Raw genomic sequence first — 23778 nt, 5'->3', positions numbered from 1 at the left:
TTATCGCAGGCATGTTATTAAAAAAAAGTTTGGTAAAAAAAAACTGAAAATCAATAATTTAATTCTATGATCCTAAGTTTTACGATGTATTTACTTTAATCTTTACAGCTGTATTACGTTATTATCCGCTTTATGAATAAATCAATTTTTTGCCTCCGTCAAGGAATGATAATATTTGAAAAAATGAGAAGGGAGATTCAAATGATTATGCAATGTAAATTCTGAAAATATTCTAATCAAAATCTATAGCTAATAAAATATGGAAACTAAGATCAACAAATTTTTATGATTAATAATATCAATGCTTTTACTTTAAAATTTCTGGCAAAGGCATTTTCCATACATTGTTTATTACATCAGGATCCGGGCCGTAAATTCTCATAACAAACATAAATGGTCCTTTTTGAGGAGTCGGAAGCCAATTGCTCTCTTTGTCTTTTCCAGGCGAATCTTTCTGCAGGTAAATAACCAAATCTCCATTTGTTTCGTATTTCAGGCCTTTGGTTTTGTTTCCTATAGAATATCTGTTGATTTTATTTGGCACAAGAAAACGTTTAGGAAGATTATACATCGTAACACTCCAAAAATATTCTGCTTCAGTAAGCTCATTTTTCTTGAACTTTAAAACAGGGAATAAATCAATTTTTTGCTTTAGTCGAGCGACAATTATATTTGAAAGAATGAAACAACAATACTAATTCTGACTTTGAGCAATAATTAAAAAAAAGAAATTATTAGTCATAGTTTCTTTTCATTCAAGGGTTCGAGTCCTGTTAAGTTATCGAATGACAAATTAACTATTTGTGTTGCTTTTTAGGTAAATATATACACTGAAGCAATTTAGTCATTTTTTTAAAGAAAGAAAATAAAAGCAAAAATGACTCAAAGGTAGCGTGTTTAGTACTGTAAATAAAAAAATGGCGCCAATTGTCTTCAATTGGCGCCATCTGGCTGAGTGACCCTTACTGAACAATTTACAAACCATTTTATGAATGATTTAAAGAAATTGGCTTACTTTCAAGTGAATTTGTAAGATAATTATTTTGATTTTTTATTTGGAAGCGGTTTGTATGTATTGTAAGGGTTAAAAGTTAAAAAATGTTAAAACATCTATATATTTATATTTATTAAGATATAAAGGTTTAGAATAAAATTTTTGACAATAAAATTTATTACTTCCTGAAGAAAGTGAGCCAGTTTTTAGTAAAATTATATAATAATTCGTAGATTATTCAAATTAAAATTTGGTAAGGATACTAGTGTTTTCATATTGCTTTAATCCAATCAGAAAGTAATTGAATTGGACATTTAATTTGCCTATTTTCTGGACGATAAAAAATATTTAATTAACTCATTAAATGTCGTTCGATTGAGGTTAAAAATTGATTTATTTCTATCAAATACTATACAATTCTACAACTATTATCGAGGATTTTGAAAGAATGTTTTAAGTTAAGGTAAAATTGTCTTTCGATGGCTCTATAAATTACAATCTTGTATTTAAATAAATCTTTTTCATTTTTTTATGGTTTGATAAGTCTTCCCGATATTTTGTGTACATATGTGTAGTTGAATGGTTTGCTGAACTTATTTAATATTCTCATTAACATTTTGTGGCATGATAGTACCAAGTCCAGAGCAAAAATTGCCATGACTTGACATAAGCAAAAACGATACTTGGACGAGAAGCTCTAGTTAATGTTGTTGATTTTTATACTTGTGCATAAAAGTTAATGTATTTTAAAAAAAATATTGTAGCTTTAAACTGTATAATAATTTGAAATTGTTTATTTTTTAGTAGATTATGTAAGGTTTCGGCAATTTCAGATTTTAAGCACGCTAATATTCAGGAACAGATTTTGTATCAACGAGGAATAGAATCTGCCATTTGGTGCATGCTGGCAGTACATTTTCAACTAGCGGTTGATGCTTTTGCTAAAATCAACTGCACCTGAATCCGGCGAATCAAATTGAATTCCAACGGACCCTAAAGGGAAATTTAAAATTTTAGCCCGCTTTTAAGGCCCAACTCCAAAGCTGTATGATCAGAGGTGGAAACTAAATGACGTAGAAAAAATTAAATAAGCTATAGTTATTTTTTAAATTTTAAAAGATGAAAAACAAATTGATTTTAATCATTGTACTTCTTGCAATGACAGCGTGCAATCAGAATAAAAGTGATAAAAATGGAACATTATCTTCTGCAGAAACTGATGCTGATGTTTCAGGCAAATTTTCGGATTCAGTACCGAATGGCCCCGATGTAAATGTAAAGATTACAGAATCTTATGCAAGACAGGTCGCAAGAGATGCCTATTTCTGGGCTTGGCCAATGGAAAACATTTACAACAGACGTCTTGCGTTCAAGCAGTCACCAAAAGTAGGTCTTATGAATGGCGTACTGCCATTTGCGCCATTAAATTCTTTGGCAATGTTGCATGATTATATTAAGCCTGAACAGCGCTGGGTTGCCTGTCCAAATCAGGATGTGGTTTACGGAGCTGCTATTGCCGCTCTTGATGAGACTCCCGTCGTGATACAGGTTCCGGATTTTGGCAAGCGTTTCTGGGTATATCAGGTGGTGGATCTTCGCACAGATGCTTTTGCCCAGCTTGGGAAGATGTATGGTACAAAACCAGGGTTTTACATGCTGGCGGGGCCTAACTGGAAAGGAGAGGTGCCTAAAGGAATCACTAAAGTATTTTACAGCAAAACAGGCACAGCCTTTATTGTACCTAGAGTTTTTCAGGATGATACGCCCTCAGATAAAAATGCAGTCCAGGCCATAATTAATTCTATTGATGTCTATGCTCTGGATAAATTTGACGGAAAAATGAAACAGCAGGACTGGAGTAGGCTTCCATCCTTAGGTTCGCCGACAAAAGATGGCGGATCTGAAGAAACGAAATGGGTCTTTCCAGATACCTTTTTCGATCAGCTTCCTATTGTATTGAAAGATGCTCCTCCATTGCCCGGCGAGGAAGCTCGTTACGCACAGGTACTGTCGGTGATCGAAGCAGCAAAGAAAGATCCTGCATTGAAAAAAGCGATGATTGATGAAGCCCATAAAGCGGACAAAGAACTGGTTGATCCATTACTGCAATTTCGCAACTGGGGAATACCTCTTCCAGGGAACTGGACCACTGCCGATAACTGTGCTGCTTTTGGAACGGATTATTTCACCCGTACAGCCATAGCAAAATCCAATATACTGGTGAATGCAGGTAAAGAAACAAAGTATTTTTATCAGGATCTCGATTCAAAAGGATCTCGACTGAATGGTTCTAAACAGTATACCCTGACATTTGCAAAAGGTAACCTTCCGCCTGTAGACGGCTTCTGGTCTCTTACACTTTATGACGAGCATCACTTTTTCTATCCCAATGTCATAAAACGCTATTCGGTTGGAACCAAAAACCGGGATTTAAAGTACAATGTCGATGGTTCCCTTACATTGTATGTGCAGCATGCGGAGCCGGAAGGGGACAAAAAAGCCAATTGGCTGCCAAGCCCTGCAGATGATTTCTGTTTATATTTCAGATGCTACGGCCCAAAGCAGTCCGTAATTAAAAATCAATGGACGCCTCCGTCTGTAGTAAAAATTTAATTTCAGTCAAAAAGAGAAAGTAAAGGAAAAAATTATTTTAAGTTGATTAATGTAGTAAAAATAAATAAAAAATGGCGCCAATTGTCTTCAATTGGCGCCATTTGGCGTTGTGACCTCGACAGGACAAATTACAACATCATTTCTGGATGATTTAAAGAAATTAGCTTACTACATGTAGTGCCTGTCTTTCATTGGCTTTATAAATTTGGTTTGGATGTTCTGTTAGGATTGATGTAAAAATTATAGAAACTAAATTGGTTTATGGCAGTAAACTAATATACAATTCTACAAATATTATGTAGGATTCGAGAAGATTATTGTCATTAAGCCAGAATTGTCTTTATTTGGCTCTATTATCGAACAGGACTATCGTTTTGTCAAATAGCTGATAAAAAACGAATTAGGTTTTAAAAGTTTTTAATCTGCAAAAAGAACTCTAAACGGAATTGAAGTTGTGCATATGCTTCGGAAGAATCAGATGATTAGACCGGGATCTCTATATTTAAATCATTCTGTATGCTGGCGGGTTAACTTTTATATCCCCTAAATTCTTAGATTTGATTTTGATAGATACGACAGAACCTAAAAGTGTCATTTTAATTGATTTTGTTGAATTGAAAATGAAATTTTAAAAATCATTAAAAAATGAATACTAATCTCGCTTTATGCCTCAATTTTATTTTTTAAACACCTTGCTATGATTTTTATAAGAAAATTACTAGATTCTTAAATGCTTTAAAGCTTAAAGCATTAGTTTTTTTATTGCTAAGCAGTTATGTTAAATATTGTTTCATTTTATAATTTGCAACATGAAATTGTTGTTGCAACAGTTTTTTTTTTATCTACTTGTTTACTTTTGTAAGAAATAACGTTATTGTATAAAAAAAATATAATAATTGCTTACTTACTTTAATTGTAGCCTTAACTATATATGATAATGCAAGATATTGCCCAGATGTACTGCAACGTTCTTTAATTCAAAAAATTGCAGCACTGTCATTTAGAAAATTGATTGCGTCGTCTTACATCATATTCTATCTTCTTTCCGCCATCTGAATTTATTCCTATTCGCACTTTTTATTTGCCCGTACTATTAATATGTGCTTTACATGATCTAAGGCTTTATTTTTTTTTGCAGTTGTGGTACTTATTTTAATGCCATATAATGAATAACTGCAAAGGAAAATGTCTAGTTAAATTTTCATTGCCCAAGCCAGATTCCAAATAATAAAATTAAACAGTGATAAATATAAAGTTTGTCGCAAAATTTAGAGTATTGGAAGGTAAGATATTGCTGATCAGCTAAAAATTTGAATCAGGTTAGATAAGCAGTCTGCTTTTGAAATAGATGATTGTTTTTAAGTCTTCAATGATATTTTGGTAGATTTTTCTTCGCAGTTAGTTGATAATAGCTAGCAAGGAGTGATCAAGTCTGCCCAATATCTGCTTAAAGGATATCCTGATTGCTTGAGTGGTAAAGTTTATAATTTAATATAAAAATAGTTATGAAATCGAAATTTACATTAACTCTAATTTTAATTTTTTTTCTAAGTATTTTTTCCTCTGCACAAACAGTATCGGGTACTCCAGGTACAACCGGCTGTCTGGGCGGAGGTACTATCACGGCCAGCAACAATGCAGGATGGACTTCTCCCCAGTATCAATTGCTTAAAAATAATGTTGTGATTGCACCAATTCCAAATGATCCTGCTCAATTTACGACTAACCCTCTTTTCGAGGCTCTTTCCACAGGGACTTATACGCTTAAAGGGCGCAATACAAGTACAGGTACGATTTTTACTAGCGCAAATATAGCAGTTTCAGACGGTTATACGCCGATGAGCATTGCGACGCCAACTAAAGTTGCCAGCTGTTCTGGAGGATCTGCAGTTTTAACAACTACGGTTACAGGCGGTAAATTACCGATAACCTACAAGATAGCACTGCAGTCTTCTCCTGGTTCAATAATTCAGGATAGCGGTGCCGTAAGCGCTTCTAATTTTGCTTTTAATGCACAGCCTGCAGGCAGTTACATTGTAAGTGCTACAGATGCCTGCGGACAAACTGTCACTGGATCAACAGCTGTCACCAATCCTACCGTAACTGTAAACGATTTTAAACTAGGAATAGGCTATGCGTATCCTAAACACCAGACTTCTGCCTGTTCATCACCGATAATCATAATGGTGGAAGCTGGTTTTCAATATATTTCGAACAGTACTGTTATCTCTGCTGCTGATGCAGCATTGTTTAGTTGGAAAATAAAATTTCAGGGCCAGTTATATGGAATTGGTACAGACGGAAATGCTACCGTAGGAGCGGATGGTATTTCACCGCAGACTATAAGTTTTAAAATGCCGCTCGCAGCTACCCGTGAAGACATATACGCAGACATTAATAATATGAGGGTAGTACTGATGGATCAGTGCGGCAACACAAAAGAATTTCCAATCAGGCACGTATATAATGGAGGAACCATAACTACATCTAATTGTGGAGGAACTGGCTTACTGAGCGTTAGAGCCAATTTGCTGACCTGCCTTCCGATGGATATGGTTTTTACCAATACTGCCGATCCTTCCGATGTAATTACACAGACATTGTCAAGTATTCCTGCGACCTTAAGCGGTTTTACTGCAGGAGCCACTTATAATTTTACCTACATTGATGCAGCGGGAAATACAACTGGAAATTTTTTAGGCAATCCCTCATCTCAAATAATTATTCCCGCTGAGCCTTCATTTACACCTTCACAATTTTTGTCAGCTGTACAGCCTAATTTAAATGTGCTGGGGTATGGTCTGCTGATACTTTCCAATACTCCTTATCAAATAGGGGATGTACTGACTTATACTGTAACAGCATCCAGCAATCCTTTGGTGCCCTTAGGAACAACGGGCAGCGTGACATTAAATTCGACAGGCAATGCTACACTTCCAAGAGTAAATCCGACAGATCCAGCTGGATATTGGCCAAAAGGGAATTATACGCTTAGCATAACAGGTCCCTGCGGTACGAAATCCATGAATGCAGTTGTACAGGGGTATGTTGCAACCCTTTCAGCTGGCACAATGACACCGGTCTGCGGAGGTTTTAATTATACAATGAAAGGTAATTTCGATGTAGCCAGTGCTTATCAGGTCATTATCGTTTCAGGGCCTTCAAATGTGGGGCAGGTAAGAGATTTAGCCAGTACAACGGCATCACTCCCGTTTAATGGCTTGAATTACGGCACCTACGTTTTCGGACTGCGGATTAAGGGAGGCAATACCAATGTATTGACTGAAACGGTTACCTATGACGCAAGCAATACTGTCAAGGTAGACAGAAGCAGTACTGGAGGTTTTGTCTGCAGTGACGGCGCAGCTGACGGAATACTTACAATTACTGCCATCAGTATTTCACCAGCTCCCAATAATGCATTGTCGTATGCTTTAAGTAGAGACGGAGGGACAACATATGGGGTTTTTCAAAGCTCAAATCAGTTTACAGCACTAAGCAAAGGAACTTATTATTTCAAAGTACAGGATGGATGCGGAAATGTTGTAACACAGTCAGCACAAATTGGTGTGGCAAGTGCACCGACAGCCTCTGCAAATGGTTTGAACAATCCAACATTATGCAAATTAAATTCAGGCACCATTCAATTAGATGTTGATATATCTGGTGCAACTTCCTATTTATGGACTGGTCCAGGTATCAATTCAGGAAATCAAAATTTAAAAAGTCCGGCTGTCAGCTACACTGATCTTAGTGCAGGAGTAAATAATTATACTTGTGCAGTGACTGTTGGAGCGCCTTGCAATACTACCAACACCGCCGGCTTAGTTATAACTTTAAATCCCTTGCCAACACTTGTTATTAATAATCCTGCTGCAGTATGTTCGCCTAGTACAGTAAATCTTACAGATGCAGCTGTAACGGCAGGGAGCACAGCAGGTGTTACATTTACTTATTTTACTGATGCAGCAGGCACAGCCGCTCTTGCCAATTCTGTGGCAGTTGCTGCCAGTGGCACTTATTACATTAAAGCTACGACTGCGGCAGGATGTTCCGCAATCCAGCCTGTAACGGTAACAGTCAATCCGGTGCCAACAGTGGTCACCACAGCCCCGCCTAAAGTATGTGCAGGCACACCAGTCGACCTGACTGCATCGTCAGTAACCGCTGGAAGTACAGCAGGCCTTACCTATACTTATTTTACTGATGCAGCAGGAACATCAGTTCTTGATACGCCAAGTGCAGTAACAGCAGGGGGGACTTATTATATAAAAGGAACAACTGCATCTGGATGTTCGGCAATTAAGGCTGTAGCAGTTTCATTTAATCCGAGCCCTACAGTGGTAACAGCGCCTCCGCCAGTAGTGTGTTCAGGTACATCAGTTAACCTTACTGCACCATCAGTAACTGCTGGAAGCACTGCAAATCTAACGTTTACTTACTTTACAGATGCGGCTGCTACAGCAGTTCTCGCTTCGCCAAGCGCAGTGACGGCAAGCGGAACTTATTACATTAAAGGAACAACTGCAGCTGGGTGTTCGGCAATACAGGGTGTGGCTGTAACAATTAACCCGACTCCGACATTGGTTACCAATGCTCCTGCGGCAGTATGTTCGGGGACCTCAGTTGATTTGACTGCTCCGGCAGTAACTGCTGGAAGTACTCCAAACCTGACGTTTGCTTATTTCACAGATGCTGCAGGGACAATTGCACTTGGTGCGCCTGGTGCAGTTACAGCTGGCGGAACCTATTACATAAAAGGAACAACTGCGGCAGGATGTTCCGCAATCAAGGCTGTGACTGTATCTGTTAATCCCATTCCAGTATTAGCAATCACTGACCCTGATCCCGTCTGCGCAGGAACTGCTGTGGATCTCACTTTGCCTGCGGTAACCGCTGGCAGCTCGGCAAATTTGACTTTTACCTATTTTACAGATGCCGCAGGTGCTATCGCATTGGCCAATCCCGCTGCAGTCACAATTCCAGGCACGTATTATATAAAAGGAACAGATACTGTTACAGGATGCGATTCAGCTATAAAAGCGGTGGCAGTAAGCAACTTGGCGCCGGCAGATACAAGTCTGACATATCCTGGCGGTCCCTTCTGCGGATCTGGAACAGTATTGCCAGATCTGATAGTCACATGGTCAGCCCCTCCAGATCCCGTATTGCGCCGCCACAGGCTGACAGGATCCAATCTTCTCGGCGCATCACATGCATTCACATTCACCTCAACAGCCGGTCTGGTTATAAATCCCAATAGCGGTGAGATTGATTTGGCGGCAAGTACTCCAGGTACATATACTGTAAATGTTGTTGCCTCATATTCATTTGCACCGTGTCCGTCTAGCGCTGCAGCAACAATAACTATAAACCCGTTGCCAACTGTTGCAATTACCAATCCGGCACCAGTGTGCTCACCAGGAGCCGTAGACCTTACATCAGCAGCTGTGACTTCAGGAAGCACACCAAGTTTAACTTATTCCTATTTTAGCGATGCAGCAGGGACGCAGCCTTTGGCTGATGCAACTGCAATCACAGCAGGCGGTACTTATTATATCAGGGGAACTGATCCTGCGACGGGCTGTTCTTCAATCAGCCCAGTAGCTGTAGAAGTCAACCTGCAGCCTGATGCTTCATTTACCTATGATGCAATCAATAACATAAATGACGAGTATACCTTTACACCAATCTCTACCGCCGCAGATGTTACTTATAGCTGGGATTTCGGAGACGGAGGAACTTCTTCTGCAGCTGTTCCAACACATCAGTATGATTTACTGGGCACCTATACTATAACGCTTACCGCTGCCAATCTCAATGGCTGCACTGACGTTACAGCTCAAACTATTTCCATAAGCAAAAATCCGAATGTGACAGCAGACATTTCGGTGTTTCCTGCCAATGAGTGCCTTATTGGAAATGCGTTTGAATTTACAAGTGCCTCTATCATAGCATCGGGCTATTCGCTAACAGGTCTCATTTGGGATTTTGGCGATGGCGCACCAGTAAGTACTGCATTGAATCCAATTCATAATTATGCGGCAGCAGGTACTTATGTTGTAAATCTCCAGGCTACGGTCAGTAATGGCGTAAATACTTTTACCGATAATGCCACGAGTTCTGTTCTAGTAATCGCAACACCTGCAGTAACCATTACCAATCCGGCGGCAGTATGTTCAGGCTCTCCTATTGATTTGACAGCACCGGCAATAACCTCGGGAAGCACATCAAATCTTACCTTTGCTTATTTTACAGATGCCACAGGAACGGTGGCCCTCGCCAATCCAGATGCAGTAACAGCAGGAGGTACTTATTATATTCAGGGAACAACTCCCGAGGGATGTTTTGCGATAAGTCCGGTGCAGGTAACTATCAATCCGCTTCCTGTTGTAACAGTTAACAATCCGCCAGCAGTATGCGAGGGCACTACAGTAGATATTACAGCAGCAGCAGTAACTTCTGGCAGTACCGCTAATTTGGCATATAGCTATTTTATTGATCAGGATGGGACGCAAACTTTGGATGGGGCAGATGCCATAACAACAAGCGGCATTTATTACATTAAGGGAACAACGCCTGAGGGATGTTCGTCGATAAGTCCCGTGAAGGTAACCGTAACCCCAACACCGTTTGTAGTTGTCAACAGCCCATCGGCAGCCTGTGCGGGTACAGCAGTTGATCTGACAGCGCCGGATATAACAGCAGGCAGCACAGCGGGACTATCGTTTGCTTATTTCAGTGATACGGCTGCCACGCAGCCTTTAGCCAATGCAAACGCTGTGACATCAAGCGGCACTTATTATATTCGGGGAACAACGCCGGGAGGATGCTCTGCGATTACTCCGGTACTGGTAACGATCAACCCAGCGCCGTCTTTAGTGATTGACAACCCGCCAGCGGTTTGTTCGGGTACAGTTGATTTGACGGCTCTGTCCGTCACAGCTGGAAGCACAGCCAATCTGACCTTTACTTATTTTACAGATTCCGCAGGCACAATAGTCCTTGACGATGCAGATGCAGTAATGGCAAGCGGCATTTATTATATAAAAGCGACGACATCAGAAGGATGCTCAGCAATAGAGCCTGTCACTGTAACAATTGATCCGACTCCCACAGTAACAACAACGCCACCGCCAGCAGTATGTTCAGGTGTTTCGGTGGACTTGACTGCAGCGGCAGTAACGGCAGGAAGCACATCGAACCTGACGTTTGCTTATTTTACAGATGCAGCCGGCACTGCAGCTTTTGCTAATGCAGATGCAGTAACAGCTGGCGGCACCTATTACATAAAAGGAACAACACCAGAGGGATGTTCTGCAATCAGTCCTGTTCAGGTAACTATTAACCCAATACCGGTTGTAAGTGTGACTGATCCTGCACCAGTATGCGAGGGCACTATCGTAAATATTACTGCGGCAGAAGTAACTGCAGGAAGCACACCTAATCTGAACTTTACATATTTTACAGATGCCGCAGGCACTGTAGTACTTGACAGTGCAGAAGGAGTAACGACAAGCGGCATTTATTACATAAAAGGAACAACACCAGAAGGATGCTCAGCAATCCAGCCTGTAACGGTAACGGTTTATCCGACTCCTATAGTGGTAACATCCGATCCATCAGCAGTATGTTCAGGAACAACAGTAGATTTGACCGCGCCCTCAATAACTGCTGGAAGCACCGCAAATATGACTTTCACTTATTTTACAGACGCTGAAGCTGCAACAGTCCTTGCCAACCCCGAGGCAGTAGCAGAAGGCGGCACTTATTATATAAAAGGGACAACACTAGAAGGATGTTCAGCAATGCAATATGTAGTGGTAACTATTAATCCTATACCAGCTTTAAACATTACTAATCCGCCAGCAGTATGTTCAGGTATTTCAGTTGACTTGACAGAACCGACAGTTACAACGGGAAGTGCATCAAATCTGACCTTTACTTATTTCATTGATGCTGCAGGCAGTATTTTACTTTCTAATCCAGCTTCAGTCACAACAGGGGGTACTTATTATATCAAAGGAACTACACCAGAGGGCTGTTATGCGATCAGTCCGGTGCATATAACCGTCAATCCTATACCTACAGTAGCTGTTACCAACCCGCCAGCAGTATGTTCAGGGACATCGGTTGACCTTACTGCCGCGTCCGTAACAGCGGGAAGCACATCCGGGCTGGCCTTCGCTTATTTTACCGATTCGGCAGCCACCACCTTGCTGTCCAATCCGTCTTCAGTAACCGCAGGAGGCACCTATTACATAAAAGGAACCACTCCAGAGGGATGTTCTGTAATCCAGAACGTAGCGGTGACGGTTAACCCAACACCTGTTGTAACGGTCACCAACCCGGCAGCAGTTTGTTCAGGAAGATCGGTTGACCTCACATCAGCAGCCGTAACAGCAGGAAGCACATCCGGGCTGGCCTTCAAGTATTTTACCGATCCGGCAGCCACCACTGTGTTGTCCAATCCTTCTTTGGTAACCGCAGGGGGAACCTATTACATAGAAGGAACAACAGCAGAGGGATGTTCGGATACCAAACCAGTGCAGGTAACCATCAATCCAGCACCGGTTTTAGCAATCACCAACCCTGCAGCAGTGTGTTCTGGCACCTCGGTTGATCTGACGGTGCCAGCAATAACCTCTGGAAGCACAGCAAATCTGGTATATTCTTATTTCAGCGATGCGGCAGGTACCCAGCCTCTGGCCAATGCCAATGCCATCACAGCGGCTGGCACTTACTATATAAAGGGAACAACAGCAGAGGGATGTTCAGATGCTAAACCAGTGCAGGTAACCATCAATCCAGCACCGATTGTATCGATCACCACCCCTGCAGCAGTATGTTCTGGCACCTCGGTTGACCTGACCTTGCCGGCAATAACCTCTGGAAGCACAGCAAATCTGGTATATTCCTATTTCAGCGATGCGGCAGGTACCCAGCCTTTGGCCAATGCTGATGCCATCGCAGCAAGTGATACTTATTATATTCAGGGGACTGACCCTGCCACAGGATGTTCTTCAATCAGCTCGGTAAACGTCGTTGTCAATCCCCAGCCGGATGCGTCATTTACCTATGATGCGATCAATAACGCAAATGACCAGTATGTCTTTACCCCAATCTCTGCGGTAGCAGGTTTGAGCTATAGCTGGGATTTCGGCGATGGAGGCACTTCTTCAGCAGCTATTCCAACGCACCAGTATGATGTTGCGGGCAGCTATACAGTAGCCCTGACAGTCACTAACGGCTATGGCTGTACGGCAGCCGCAAGTGAGGCCATTTCGATAACCAAAAATCCGAATGTGGCGGCTGACATTTCGGTGTATCCTGCCAATGAGTGCCTTGTAGGAAATGCGTTTGAATTTACCAGCGCCTCTACTATAGCAGCAGGCTATTCCTTGACAGGCCTGATTTGGGTTTTCGGTGATGGAACCACGGCAAGCACTGATCTGGCCCCTACACATAGTTATGCGGCGGCAGGCACTTATGTTGTCAGCCTGCAGGCTACCGTGAGCAATGGAGTTAATACTTTTTCTGATAATGCGACAAGCTCTGTTATTGTAACCCCAACACCCGCAGTAGTGATTACCAGCCCGGCGGCAGTATGCTCAGGTACGACAGTAGATCTTACCGCGGCGGCAGTAACCGCTGGAAGCACGGCAAACCTGAGTTTTGCTTATTTTACGGATGCGGCGGGCACTATTGCTCTTGCCAATGCAGATGCAGTAGCAACAGGGGGCACATATTACATAAAAGGAACAACTGCAGTGGGATGTTCAGATACCAAGCCAGTACAGGTAACCATCGACCCAGCACCGGTTGTAGCGGTCACCAACCCTGCAGCAGTATGTTCTGGCACCTCGGTGAACCTGACTCTGCCTGCAGTAACCTCTGGAAGCACAGCAGATCTGACGTATTCCTATTTCAGCGATGCGGCAGGTACACAGCCTCTGGCCAATGCCAATGCCATCACAGCGGCTGGCACTTACTATATTAAGGGAACAACAGCAGAGGGATGTTCGGATACCAAACCAGTGCAGGTAACCATCAATCCAGCACCGGTTTTAGCAATCACCAACCCTGCAGCAGTGTGTTCTGGCACCTCGGTTGATCTGACGGTGCCAGCAATAACCTCTGGAAGCACAGCAAATCTGGTATATTCTTATTTCAGCGATGCGGCAGGTACCCAGCCTCTGGCCAATGCCAATGCCATCACAGCGGCTGGCACTTACTATATAAAGGGAACAACAGCAGAGGGATGTTCAGATGCTAAACCAGTGCAGGTAACCATCAATCCAGCACCGATTGTATCGATCACCACCCCTGCAGCAGTATGTTCTGGCACCTCGGTTGACCTGACCTTGCCGGCAATAACCTCTGGAAGCACAGCAAATCTGGTATATTCCTATTTCAGCGATGCGGCAGGTACCCAGCCTTTGGCCAATGCTGATGCCATCGCAGCAAGTGATACTTATTATATTCAGGGGACTGACCCTGCCACAGGATGTTCTTCAATCAGCTCGGTAAACGTCGTTGTCAATCCCCAGCCGGATGCGTCATTTACCTATGATGCGATCAATAACGCAAATGACCAGTATGTCTTTACCCCAATCTCTGCGGTAGCAGGTTTGAGCTATAGCTGGGATTTCGGCGATGGAGGCACTTCTTCAGCAGCTATTCCAACGCACCAGTATGATGTTGCGGGCAGCTATACAGTAGCCCTGACAGTCACTAACGGCTATGGCTGTACGGCAGCCGCAAGTGAGGCCATTTCGATAACCAAAAATCCGAATGTGGCGGCTGACATTTCGGTGTATCCTGCCAATGAGTGCCTTGTAGGAAATGCGTTTGAATTTACCAGCGCCTCTACTATAGCAGCAGGCTATTCCTTGACAGGCCTGATTTGGGTTTTCGGTGATGGAACCACGGCAAGCACTGATCTGGCCCCTACACATAGTTATGCGGCGGCAGGCACTTATGTTGTCAGCCTGCAGGCTACCGTGAGCAATGGAGTTAATACTTTTTCTGATAATGCGACAAGCTCTGTTATTGTAACCCCAACACCCGCAGTAGTGATTACCAGCCCGGCGGCAGTATGCTCAGGTACGACAGTAGATCTTACCGCGGCGGCAGTAACCGCTGGAAGCACGGCAAACCTGAGTTTTGCTTATTTTACGGATGCGGCGGGCACTATTGCTCTTGCCAATGCAGATGCAGTAGCAACAGGGGGCACATATTACATAAAAGGAACAACTGCAGTGGGATGTTCAGATACCAAGCCAGTACAGGTAACCATCGACCCAGCACCGGTTGTAGCGGTCACCAACCCTGCAGCAGTATGTTCTGGCACCTCGGTGAACCTGACTCTGCCTGCAGTAACCTCTGGAAGCACAGCAGATCTGACGTATTCCTATTTCAGCGATGCGGCAGGTACACAGCCTCTGGCCAATGCCAATGCCATCACAGCGGCTGGCACTTACTATATTAAGGGAACAACAGCAGATGGATGTTGGGATACCAAGCCAGTGCAGGTAAATATCAATCCAGCACCGGTTTTAGCAATCACCAGCCCTGCAGCAGTATGTTCTGGCACCTCGGTTGACCTGACCTTGCCAGCTGTAACCACTGGTAGTACAGCAGGGCTGGCCTTTAGTTATTTCACGGATGCTGCAGCTGCAACAGTTCTTGCCAGCGCAAATGCAGTAACCAGCAGTGGCATTTACTATATAAAGGGAACAACAGCAGAGGGATGTTCAGCAGTCAAGGCTGTAGTTGTAACCATAAACGCATTACCAAAAGATCCAATTATCAGCTTATCAGGACAAGCGTCAATATGTGCAGGCAACAGTGCAACAATCAGCGCAGCAGGCACAGGAATTTTTCAGTGGTATAAAGATGGCACAGCAATCACTGGAGCTGTAAGTTCCTCTTATGTGATAGCAGAGGCATCAGCTTCTGATGCGGGAACTTACAGTGCTTTGGTAAGTAATGGAATATGCACTTCAAAGCAAAGCAATTTAATTACATTGAATGTAGATAATTGTCCTGCTGTATTTACCTTAGTGAAAACAGTACTTGATGCAGATGGAGACGGCAAAGCGCAGGCCAATGAAGAGTTAACCTATAGGCTTACCGTTAAAAATACAGGAAGTGCCAAAATCGACGCTGTAACAATTAGAGATGCTGTACCAGCAAATACAACTTATGTAAGCGGGGGGACACTTACAGACGGAATAGTCATTTTTACGGCTACCAATTTGGGAGTTGACATGATCCAGAGCTTCAGCTTCAAAGTTAAGACAGCGTCAGATCTTAAAGGTATAACAACAATTGCAAACCTTGCCACAGCATCAGCAAATGGGGGGGCGGAGGTGCCTTCTAAACCGGAGGATCCTAATAATCCTGGGAATCCAGATCCTTCATGTACCAATCCTGCAGGCTGTTCGACCGATTTGCCGACAGACAATATCGCTGGCATTTCACTTGCCAAACACGGAACCTATGTGGATGGGAACGGTGACGGAAAAATTGATATCGGCGACAGAATAGAATATTCTTTTACAGTGATAAATATTGGAAGCACAATATTGAACAATATTATCGTACTTGATGATAATGCCGCTGTAGCAGGAGGACCTTTGTCTTCATTAGCCCCAGGTGCGGCAGATACCGTGACATTTACAGCCGTTCATATGGTAACGCAGGCTGATCTTGATAGATCAGTAGTCTACAACCTTGCGAAAGCAATAGGAAAAGATCCTAAAGGAAATGATGTTTCTGCAATATCAACCGATCCGCTGCCATGTACCGCATGTCCGGTAGATCCCCTCTGTCCAACCTGCAGCATCACCCCATTGACCGCAGAATCAGGCATTGCTGTAATAAAAAAAGCTGTTGTAATAGATGAGAACAGCAACGGATTTGCCGAAGAAGGAGAGACAATCAGGTATAATTTTGAGGTTAAAAACACGGGGAATACGACCTTGACAAATGTATTGATAACGGATAATCTGCCTGCAATAGTGCTGTCCGGCAGCCCGATCACTTTAGCGCCGCAAGAGATTAATGCAACAAATTTCAGCGCCGTGTATGTAATTACACGCGCTGATATCGATGCAGGATCAGTCACTAATCAGGCCTTGGCAGAAGGGACGTCGCCTTCGGGAGCAAAAGTAAATGCCCTTTCTGACGATGAAAATTTTTTAGGTGATAATCCAACAGTGGTTGATGTTGTTAACTGTGTCATAGAAGTGTTTAATGCTGTCTCTCCAAATGGAGACGGAATTAATGACGAATTCCATATACAGGGATTGGAGTGCTATCCAAATAATAGTGTTGAGATTTATAACCGCTGGGGAGTAAAAGTCTTCGAGACCTCGGGTTATGGGTCAAACAGAAACATATTCCAGGGATATTCAGACGGAAGGACAACAATCTCAAGAGGTGACCGCCTGCCGGATGGAACCTATTTCTATACCTTGAAATATCAGAATGAAAGGTCAAATAGGACGCAGGAGAAATCGGGTTATTTGTATATAAAAAATTAAATTCCATACAGGGAGCTTTTATCCCTTTTATAATCTAAAGACATATGAAAACAAAGTTTTTTTCGTTCGTTTTGATTTTGACGGCAATTGCAGGATACTGCCAGCAGGATTCCCAATTTACGCAGTATATGTACAATACGATCAATATCAATCCAGCGTATGCGGGATCACGAGGCGCTTTAAGTATTTTTGGATTATACCGCACCCAGTGGGTTGGCTTAGATGGAGCGCCCCAGACAAGCAGCTTCTCGATCAATACGCCAATCAACAACAGCAATCTAGGGGTAGGGCTGTCGCTTGTAAACGACAAAATCGGACCGACCAACCAGAACGATATATCGGCAGACATATCCTATACTGTTCGGACTTCAGCTGATTTCAAGCTCTCTTTTGGGATAAAAGGAACTGCCAATATATTCAATCTGGATATCAATAAACTAAATCCCGCCGATCAGGGAGACCCGCAGTTTCAAGACCTTCAGAACAAGTTTTCTCCCAATGTGGGAGCAGGGGTTTACTGGCATTCTGACAAGGCTTATATAGGGCTTTCGGTTCCTAATTTTATCGAAACCAACAGGTACGATGATAATGATGTTGCCATTTATAAGGACAAAATCAATTATTATTTAATGGGGGGCTATGTCCTTAATCTTGATAAGTACCAGTATTATAAATTCAAACCTGCTATACTGGCCAAAATGGTAGAAGGAGCGCCGCTTCAGGTTGATATTTCTGCCAATTTTATGTTTATTGACAGATTTGTAATCGGAGCTGCCTACAGATGGAGCGCCTCATTAAGCGCAATGGCTGGATTTCAGATCACTGACGGATTGTATGTAGGTTATGGATATGATCGTGAAACCACAAAACTGAACAATTATAATTCAGGATCGCACGAGATATTCCTACGTTATGAATTCTTTAAAAATCATGGCAAAATGACAACTCCCCGTTTCTTCTAAAAAAACAAATGATTATGAAAAATTATATACTTTTCGCCTTAACGATAATCTGTTTTTCATTTGACAGCTATGCCCAAGATTCCAAATTGAAATCGGGGGATAAAAAATACGATGGCTATGCCTATATCGATGCCATAAAAACCTATGAAAGAGTAGCCGACAAGGGATACAAGTCTGAAGATCTGTTTAAGAGGCTCGGAAATTCCTATTATTTCAATTCTGAGTTTGAGGGAGCAGCCAAATGGTACGGCGAGTTATTCGCATTAAACGCTTCGCCCGAGGCCGAATATTATTACAGATACGCACAGTCTTTAAAAGCAGAAGGGCAGGTGGATAAAGCCACTTTAATCATGAATGAATTCATCGCAAGATACAAAAACGATTCCAGAGCAGGGCGCTATAATGATGATGCCCATTATCTGGATGAAATAAGAGCCAATTCAGGCCGCTACAAGATTGAAGATGCCGGCATCAATTCGAAATATTCGGATTACGGAAGTTTTGTCTACGATAGTAAAATATACTTTGCCTCGGCCAGAGATACAGGGAATTTCTCGCAGCGAAAGCACAAATGGACCGGAGAATACTTCACCAATATCTACAGTGCCAATCTTGATGCCCAAAGCGGCGGCGCGTTAAAAGTAAATAAAATCAAATCGGAGATCAACAGTCGTTTTCACGAATCATCTCCTGTTTTTACCAAAGACGGAAAAACGGTTTATTTTACCCGAAACAATTATGCCAACGGCAAAAAAGGCAAAGACGCTGGTAAAATTACGCTGGTAAGGATTTACCAGGCCAGACTTGAAAACGGAAAATGGATAAAAGTAACAGCGCTTCCCTTTACAAGCGATAATTACAGCACGGCACATCCTTCGCTGAGCCCGGATGAAAAAACGCTGTATTTTGCATCCGATATGCCGGGTACTTTTGGGCAGTCGGATATTTACAAAGTCAGCATTAACGTAAACGGCAGTTTTGGGACGCCTATTAATCTAGGGAAAGGCATCAATACTGAAGGAAAAGAAACCTTTCCCTACGCAACCAGCGAAAACGAAATCTATTTTGCCTCAGACGGTTATCCCGGACTGGGCGGACTCGATGTATTTGTGGGACAGATTGAAGACAACGGAACCATAAGCGGTATTCGGAACCTTGGCAATGATATCAATTCACCTAAAGATGATTTCGCTTATATCATTGATCCCGTTTCCAGAAAAGGATATTTCAGTTCCAATAAAGACGGTGGGCAAGGTTCTGATGATATCTATAAATTTCTGGAAACAAGAAGGTTAAAATGCCTGCAGGAATTATATGGCGCCATAACAGATTCAGAAAACGGTGCTGTGCTTCCAGAAACAAAAGTGACTTTATACGAAAATCAAAAAATTATAAACTCAACGGTTTCCAATACATCGGGGCAGTACAGTTTTTCTGCAGAATGCGGCAAAACCTATAATGTAAGAGCCGAAAAACCGGATTACGCAACAAAAGAGTTAAATATAACTATTGGAAAAGCTGCCGGAAAAACCAATCTGCCAATCGCATTAGATAAATCGCTATGCAAAGTTGCAGTAGGGGACGACTTGGGAAAATGCTTTGGAATCAAAATGATTTACTTCGATCTCGATAAGTCTGATATCCGTTCTGATGCAGTATTCGATCTTGAAAAAATTCTGGATGTCTTGAATCAGCATCCAACAATGAAACTCGATATTCGCTCCCATACCGACAGCAGGGCGACGGGGTCATATAACTACTCTCTGTCTGACCGAAGAGTGAAATCAACTATAAACTGGCTCATAAAAAATGGAGTGGACAAAAATCGTTTAACAGGAAAAGGATATGGAGAGACCCAGCTTGTCAATAAGTGTGCAGATGGGGTGATATGCGGTGAAGAGGAACATCAGAAAAACAGAAGAAGCCAATTTATAGTAACCGCTCTGTAAACAGCAAAACCAATATGCTTCGACTGGTCAGAAGAAAACAGAAAACACCTATTTTTAAAAAAAATATGATCCCGGCAGAAAGCATCTGGTCCAATTTTCAATGGTTTTGTTGAATTGAAACATTGCGGCATTTTTTAGATTTTCTTTGCGTATGACTAATTGCAAGAGCAAAGCAGGATATGAACTTTACACCTGAAATCGCTGTCGATGAGACTTCTACTTATGTATTAAAACCTGCGTTCCGATTCTGAGGAATAAACCTTTTTTTGTCTCGGCAGCACATCAAATTGGACAGTAATATTCTGCAGTTCCGTTCAATTTAATAAGGCAGATAAAAAAATAAAAGGAAAAATAAAAGTTGTAGGAATTTTGTTTATTTTTATGTAATTATTTGATATGTAGTGTTATATGTTATGCATTTAAAGAATTCATAAAGCTTAGTATTTTAATAGCCACATCAGAGGGATTTTTTTTAATGGCACTACAAATTATTTAATAGTTTCCTTTTTTATATGAAGGATGTATAACTAAGGAAGAAGATATATAACTGCTAAAATTCGATATATTATGAAAAAAAGTCTTTTTGTCTTTTCATTTGTCCTGCTATTGACGTCATGCAACCAAACACCATCAGCAAATTCCGGTGAGAAAGCCGATATTGAGGGTGCTGTTTCGGCAGAATTCAAACCTGCCAGCATCAAGGAACAGATTGTTTACCAGCGCGCAATCGAAGCTTTAGTATGGGGCATGCCTGCCGTTAATTATGACCTTATGCTTCAGGCAATGCTGGGCAGCACCAAAGGGAAACAAAATGAGATCATATTTTGGTCAAAACCCGTAGACTGGCATAATCAGACATTAACGCCAAATCCCGACGCGATTTACTTTATGTTTTTTTTCAACACAAAGGATGCCGGGCCAATAGTCATAGATGTTCCTGCGGCAGCAAATGGCTCCTTTGCCGCCAATATTGACAATATCTGGCAGATGCCCCTTGAAGATGCAGGCCCTTACGGGGCAGACAAGGGCGCAGGCGGCAAATATCTGATATTGCCGCCTGACTATAAGGAAAATATTCCTAAAGGATACATTGTGCTGAAAGCCGATACCTATGAGGGTTATGGATTATTCCGCTCCAACCTGCCCAGCCACAGTGATGCCGATATAGTGAATGCAGTCAATTACGGCAAACAGCTAAAGCTATATCCGCTTGCCAAAGCCAAAAATCCCGGCGAAACAAAATATACAGACGTGAAGGATGTGCTTTATAATTCCGTCATCCCCTACAACAGCCGGTTTTTCATCTCTCTTAACCGCATTGTGCAAAGCCAGCCTATGCTGGTGCGCGATAAGGCGATGATTGATAAACTAAAAAGCATAGGCATTGAAAAAGGGAAGCCCTATAGTCCTGATGCACGAACCACCGAGATTCTGAATGCGGCGGCAAAAAGTGCGCATGACTATTTGGAAGCAATGCTTGAAAAAGGCTTCCCGCCGATAAATCCTGATGCCAAATGGGCTGTTCCTGCAATGCCGGAACTTGTCAAGGCGGGATCTTCCGGATATGCAGAATCTGATATTTATCCTATTGATGCCCGTGCATTAACCTATTCAATCGGTTATGTAGGCATAAAACGCCTGGGTACAGCACAAATATATCTTATTGCAGGAAAAGACAAGGAAGGCCGCGCGCTTGACGGCGATAAAACCTATATGCTCCACGTGCCTGCAAATGTGCCAACCAAGCAATACTGGTCGGCAACAGTCTACGACCGCACAACACATTGCCTTATCAAAAATCTGCCGCGTGCAAGCAGAGCATCGAATGCGACAGAGATCCAAAAGAACACAGATGGCTCGGTCGATATTTTCTTCGGCCCAAAATCCCCTGCAGGCAAGGAATCAAATTGGATCCCAACGGACCCTAAAGGAAAATTTGAAGTATTATTCAGGCTTTACGGCCCGGAAAAGCCCTTTTTTGACAGGGTATGGAAACTTGGAGATATAGAAGAGGTTAAATAACCAATTGCTAAACTTATGGAAAAGAAACTCATCTGCGTGATTTTGATTGCTGCCTTGACGGCATGCAGCCAAAATAAAAACAGTGATGCGGAAGCATCAAATTCTGCAGGAATTGACAGTGTTACTTCAACTCAAGCATCACGTTCCTTGCCAGCAGGGCCCGACACCAATGTAAAAATTACTCAAGAGTATGCCGCTTTGGCGGCTAAAGATGCGTATTTTTGGGCATGGCCGCTGGTAAACATGTACAACCGCCGAATGGCTTTCAAGGATGTAAAAGAGCTGGCCTTGTCCGGGCCTCTGCTTATGGCTCCGCTCAATCAGTTTACCATGCTTACCGATTATGTGATACCGACAGAACGTGCCATAGCCTGCCCGAACCAGGATGTGGTTTACGGTATTGGATGCCTTGCTTTGGACCAATCGCCGGTTGTGGTGCAAGTGCCTGATTTTGGCAAACGTTTCTGGGTCTACCAGATAGTTGATCTGCGCACCGAAAGTTTCGCAAAATTGGGAAAAATGTACGACAATAAGCCGGGATTTTATTTATTGGCCGGACCGGACTGGAAAGGAGAGGTGCCTAAGGGAATAATAAAAGTTTTCCGCTCGTCAACCAATACTGGACTTGTAGGGCCCCGTGTTTTTCTGGATGACACAAAAGAAGACCGAAAAGCAATTCAGGAGGTACTCAAATCAGTGGTTATGTACCCCTTGTCTGATTATGACGGCAAAATGAAAACCATCGATTGGGCCAATATCAAAAAACTTCCCGGAGGCGAAGGAGGAAAAGAAGAAGCGGTATGGGTGAACCCCCAGACATTTTTTGACGAGCTTCCTATCGTGCTGGCAGATGCAAAGCCACTGCCGGGCGAAGAGGCGAAATACAAGCAGATACTTGCTGTAGTGGAAGCCGCCAAGAAAGACCCAAAACTGAAACAGGCGATGATCGACGCAGCCGTTGAGACAGAACGTCAGGTAATAAAACCTTTAATGGAATTCCGCAGCTGGGGGATCCAATTGCCTTTTCACTGGTCAGGGGTAACGAACGGCGCATCGTGGGGCACGGATTATTTTACGCGCACTGCGGTAGCCAAATCCAATATCCTGGTCAATGCCCCTAATGAAACACGTTATTTTTATCAGGATCTGGATTCAGAAGGAGGCCGATTGAACAGCTCGAACAAATATAAAATTACTTTTGCCAAAGGGCAGCTGCCACCTGTTAATGGATTTTGGTCGCTTACGCTATATAACGAGCATCACTTTTTTGAAATCAACAAGCTCAACAGATATTCATTGGGCACAAAGAACAAGACAATGGCATATAATCCGGACGGTTCGCTCACGATTTATGTCCAGTCAGCACCAACTGAGGCAAAAAGGCTGAACAATTGGCTTCCGGCCGTTGAAAAGGGGGATTTTTCGCTTTATCTTCGCACTTACTGGCCAAAGCAGGAAGTAGTAAATGGAAAATGGACTCCGCCGGCAGTAATAAAAGTTGAATGATGCTTTGAGATTGTAGCTTTAAAAGCAGTTTGGGTTTGATATTATATTTATGACTTAAACTTACCCTGGCTTTTTTCTACGTTTTTGTTTTAAGAACAGCATACGCCAACTACTTGCCGCAAATTTAAAACAGATGAAAAATCTGCTGTATGGGTCTTGCAAGGTTTTCACTTTACGGACTC

General features: G+C 42.5%; 7 protein-coding genes. 6 read left to right on the top strand and 1 reads right to left on the bottom strand.

What is annotated here, in order from left to right; genetic code table 11:
• Positions 1 to 307: 307 nt before the first annotated feature.
• Positions 308 to 643 carry a DUF1214 domain-containing protein gene (locus ABTV69_RS18505; protein ID WP_433836726.1) on the bottom strand — a complete coding sequence of 112 codons (336 nt, stop codon included), beginning with the start codon at positions 641 to 643 and terminating at the stop codon, positions 308 to 310.
• Positions 644 to 2113: 1470 nt separating this feature from the next.
• Between ABTV69_RS18505 and ABTV69_RS18500 the strand changes: the two genes are divergently transcribed.
• The 6 genes from ABTV69_RS18500 (at position 2114) to ABTV69_RS18475 (ending at position 23596) form a co-directional block, all read left to right on the top strand.
• Entirely contained in the window at positions 2114 to 3607 is a 1494-nt protein-coding gene (locus tag ABTV69_RS18500) for a DUF1254 domain-containing protein (RefSeq protein WP_113678646.1), read from the top strand.
• A 1505-nt stretch (positions 3608 to 5112) separates the two neighbouring features.
• Complete coding sequence (locus ABTV69_RS18495; protein ID WP_433831399.1) at positions 5113 to 17157, top strand: PKD domain-containing protein; 12045 nt, start codon at positions 5113 to 5115, stop codon at positions 17155 to 17157.
• Positions 17158 to 17201: 44 nt separating this feature from the next.
• Entirely contained in the window at positions 17202 to 18119 is a 918-nt protein-coding gene (locus ABTV69_RS18490; protein ID WP_229355295.1) for a PorP/SprF family type IX secretion system membrane protein, read from the top strand.
• Between the two features lie 14 nt (positions 18120 to 18133).
• Complete coding sequence (locus ABTV69_RS18485) at positions 18134 to 20068, top strand: OmpA family protein (protein WP_433831397.1); 1935 nt, start codon at positions 18134 to 18136, stop codon at positions 20066 to 20068.
• Between the two features lie 567 nt (positions 20069 to 20635).
• Positions 20636 to 22090 (top strand): DUF1254 domain-containing protein, encoded by a 1455-nt coding sequence (locus ABTV69_RS18480; RefSeq protein WP_433831395.1) that lies wholly within the window; start codon positions 20636 to 20638, stop codon positions 22088 to 22090.
• A gap of 15 nt (positions 22091 to 22105) precedes the next feature.
• Positions 22106 to 23596, top strand: coding sequence for a DUF1254 domain-containing protein (locus ABTV69_RS18475; RefSeq protein ID WP_433831393.1), 1491 nt, complete (start codon positions 22106 to 22108; stop codon positions 23594 to 23596).
• The last annotated feature ends 182 nt before the right edge of the window (positions 23597 to 23778 follow it).

Origin of the sequence: Flavobacterium anhuiense (genome assembly GCF_050990855.1) — a bacterium.
Classification (GTDB): domain Bacteria; phylum Bacteroidota; class Bacteroidia; order Flavobacteriales; family Flavobacteriaceae; genus Flavobacterium; species Flavobacterium anhuiense_C.
Note: the sequence above shows the minus strand (reverse complement) of the source record. Positions and strands in the feature narration are given on the sequence as shown.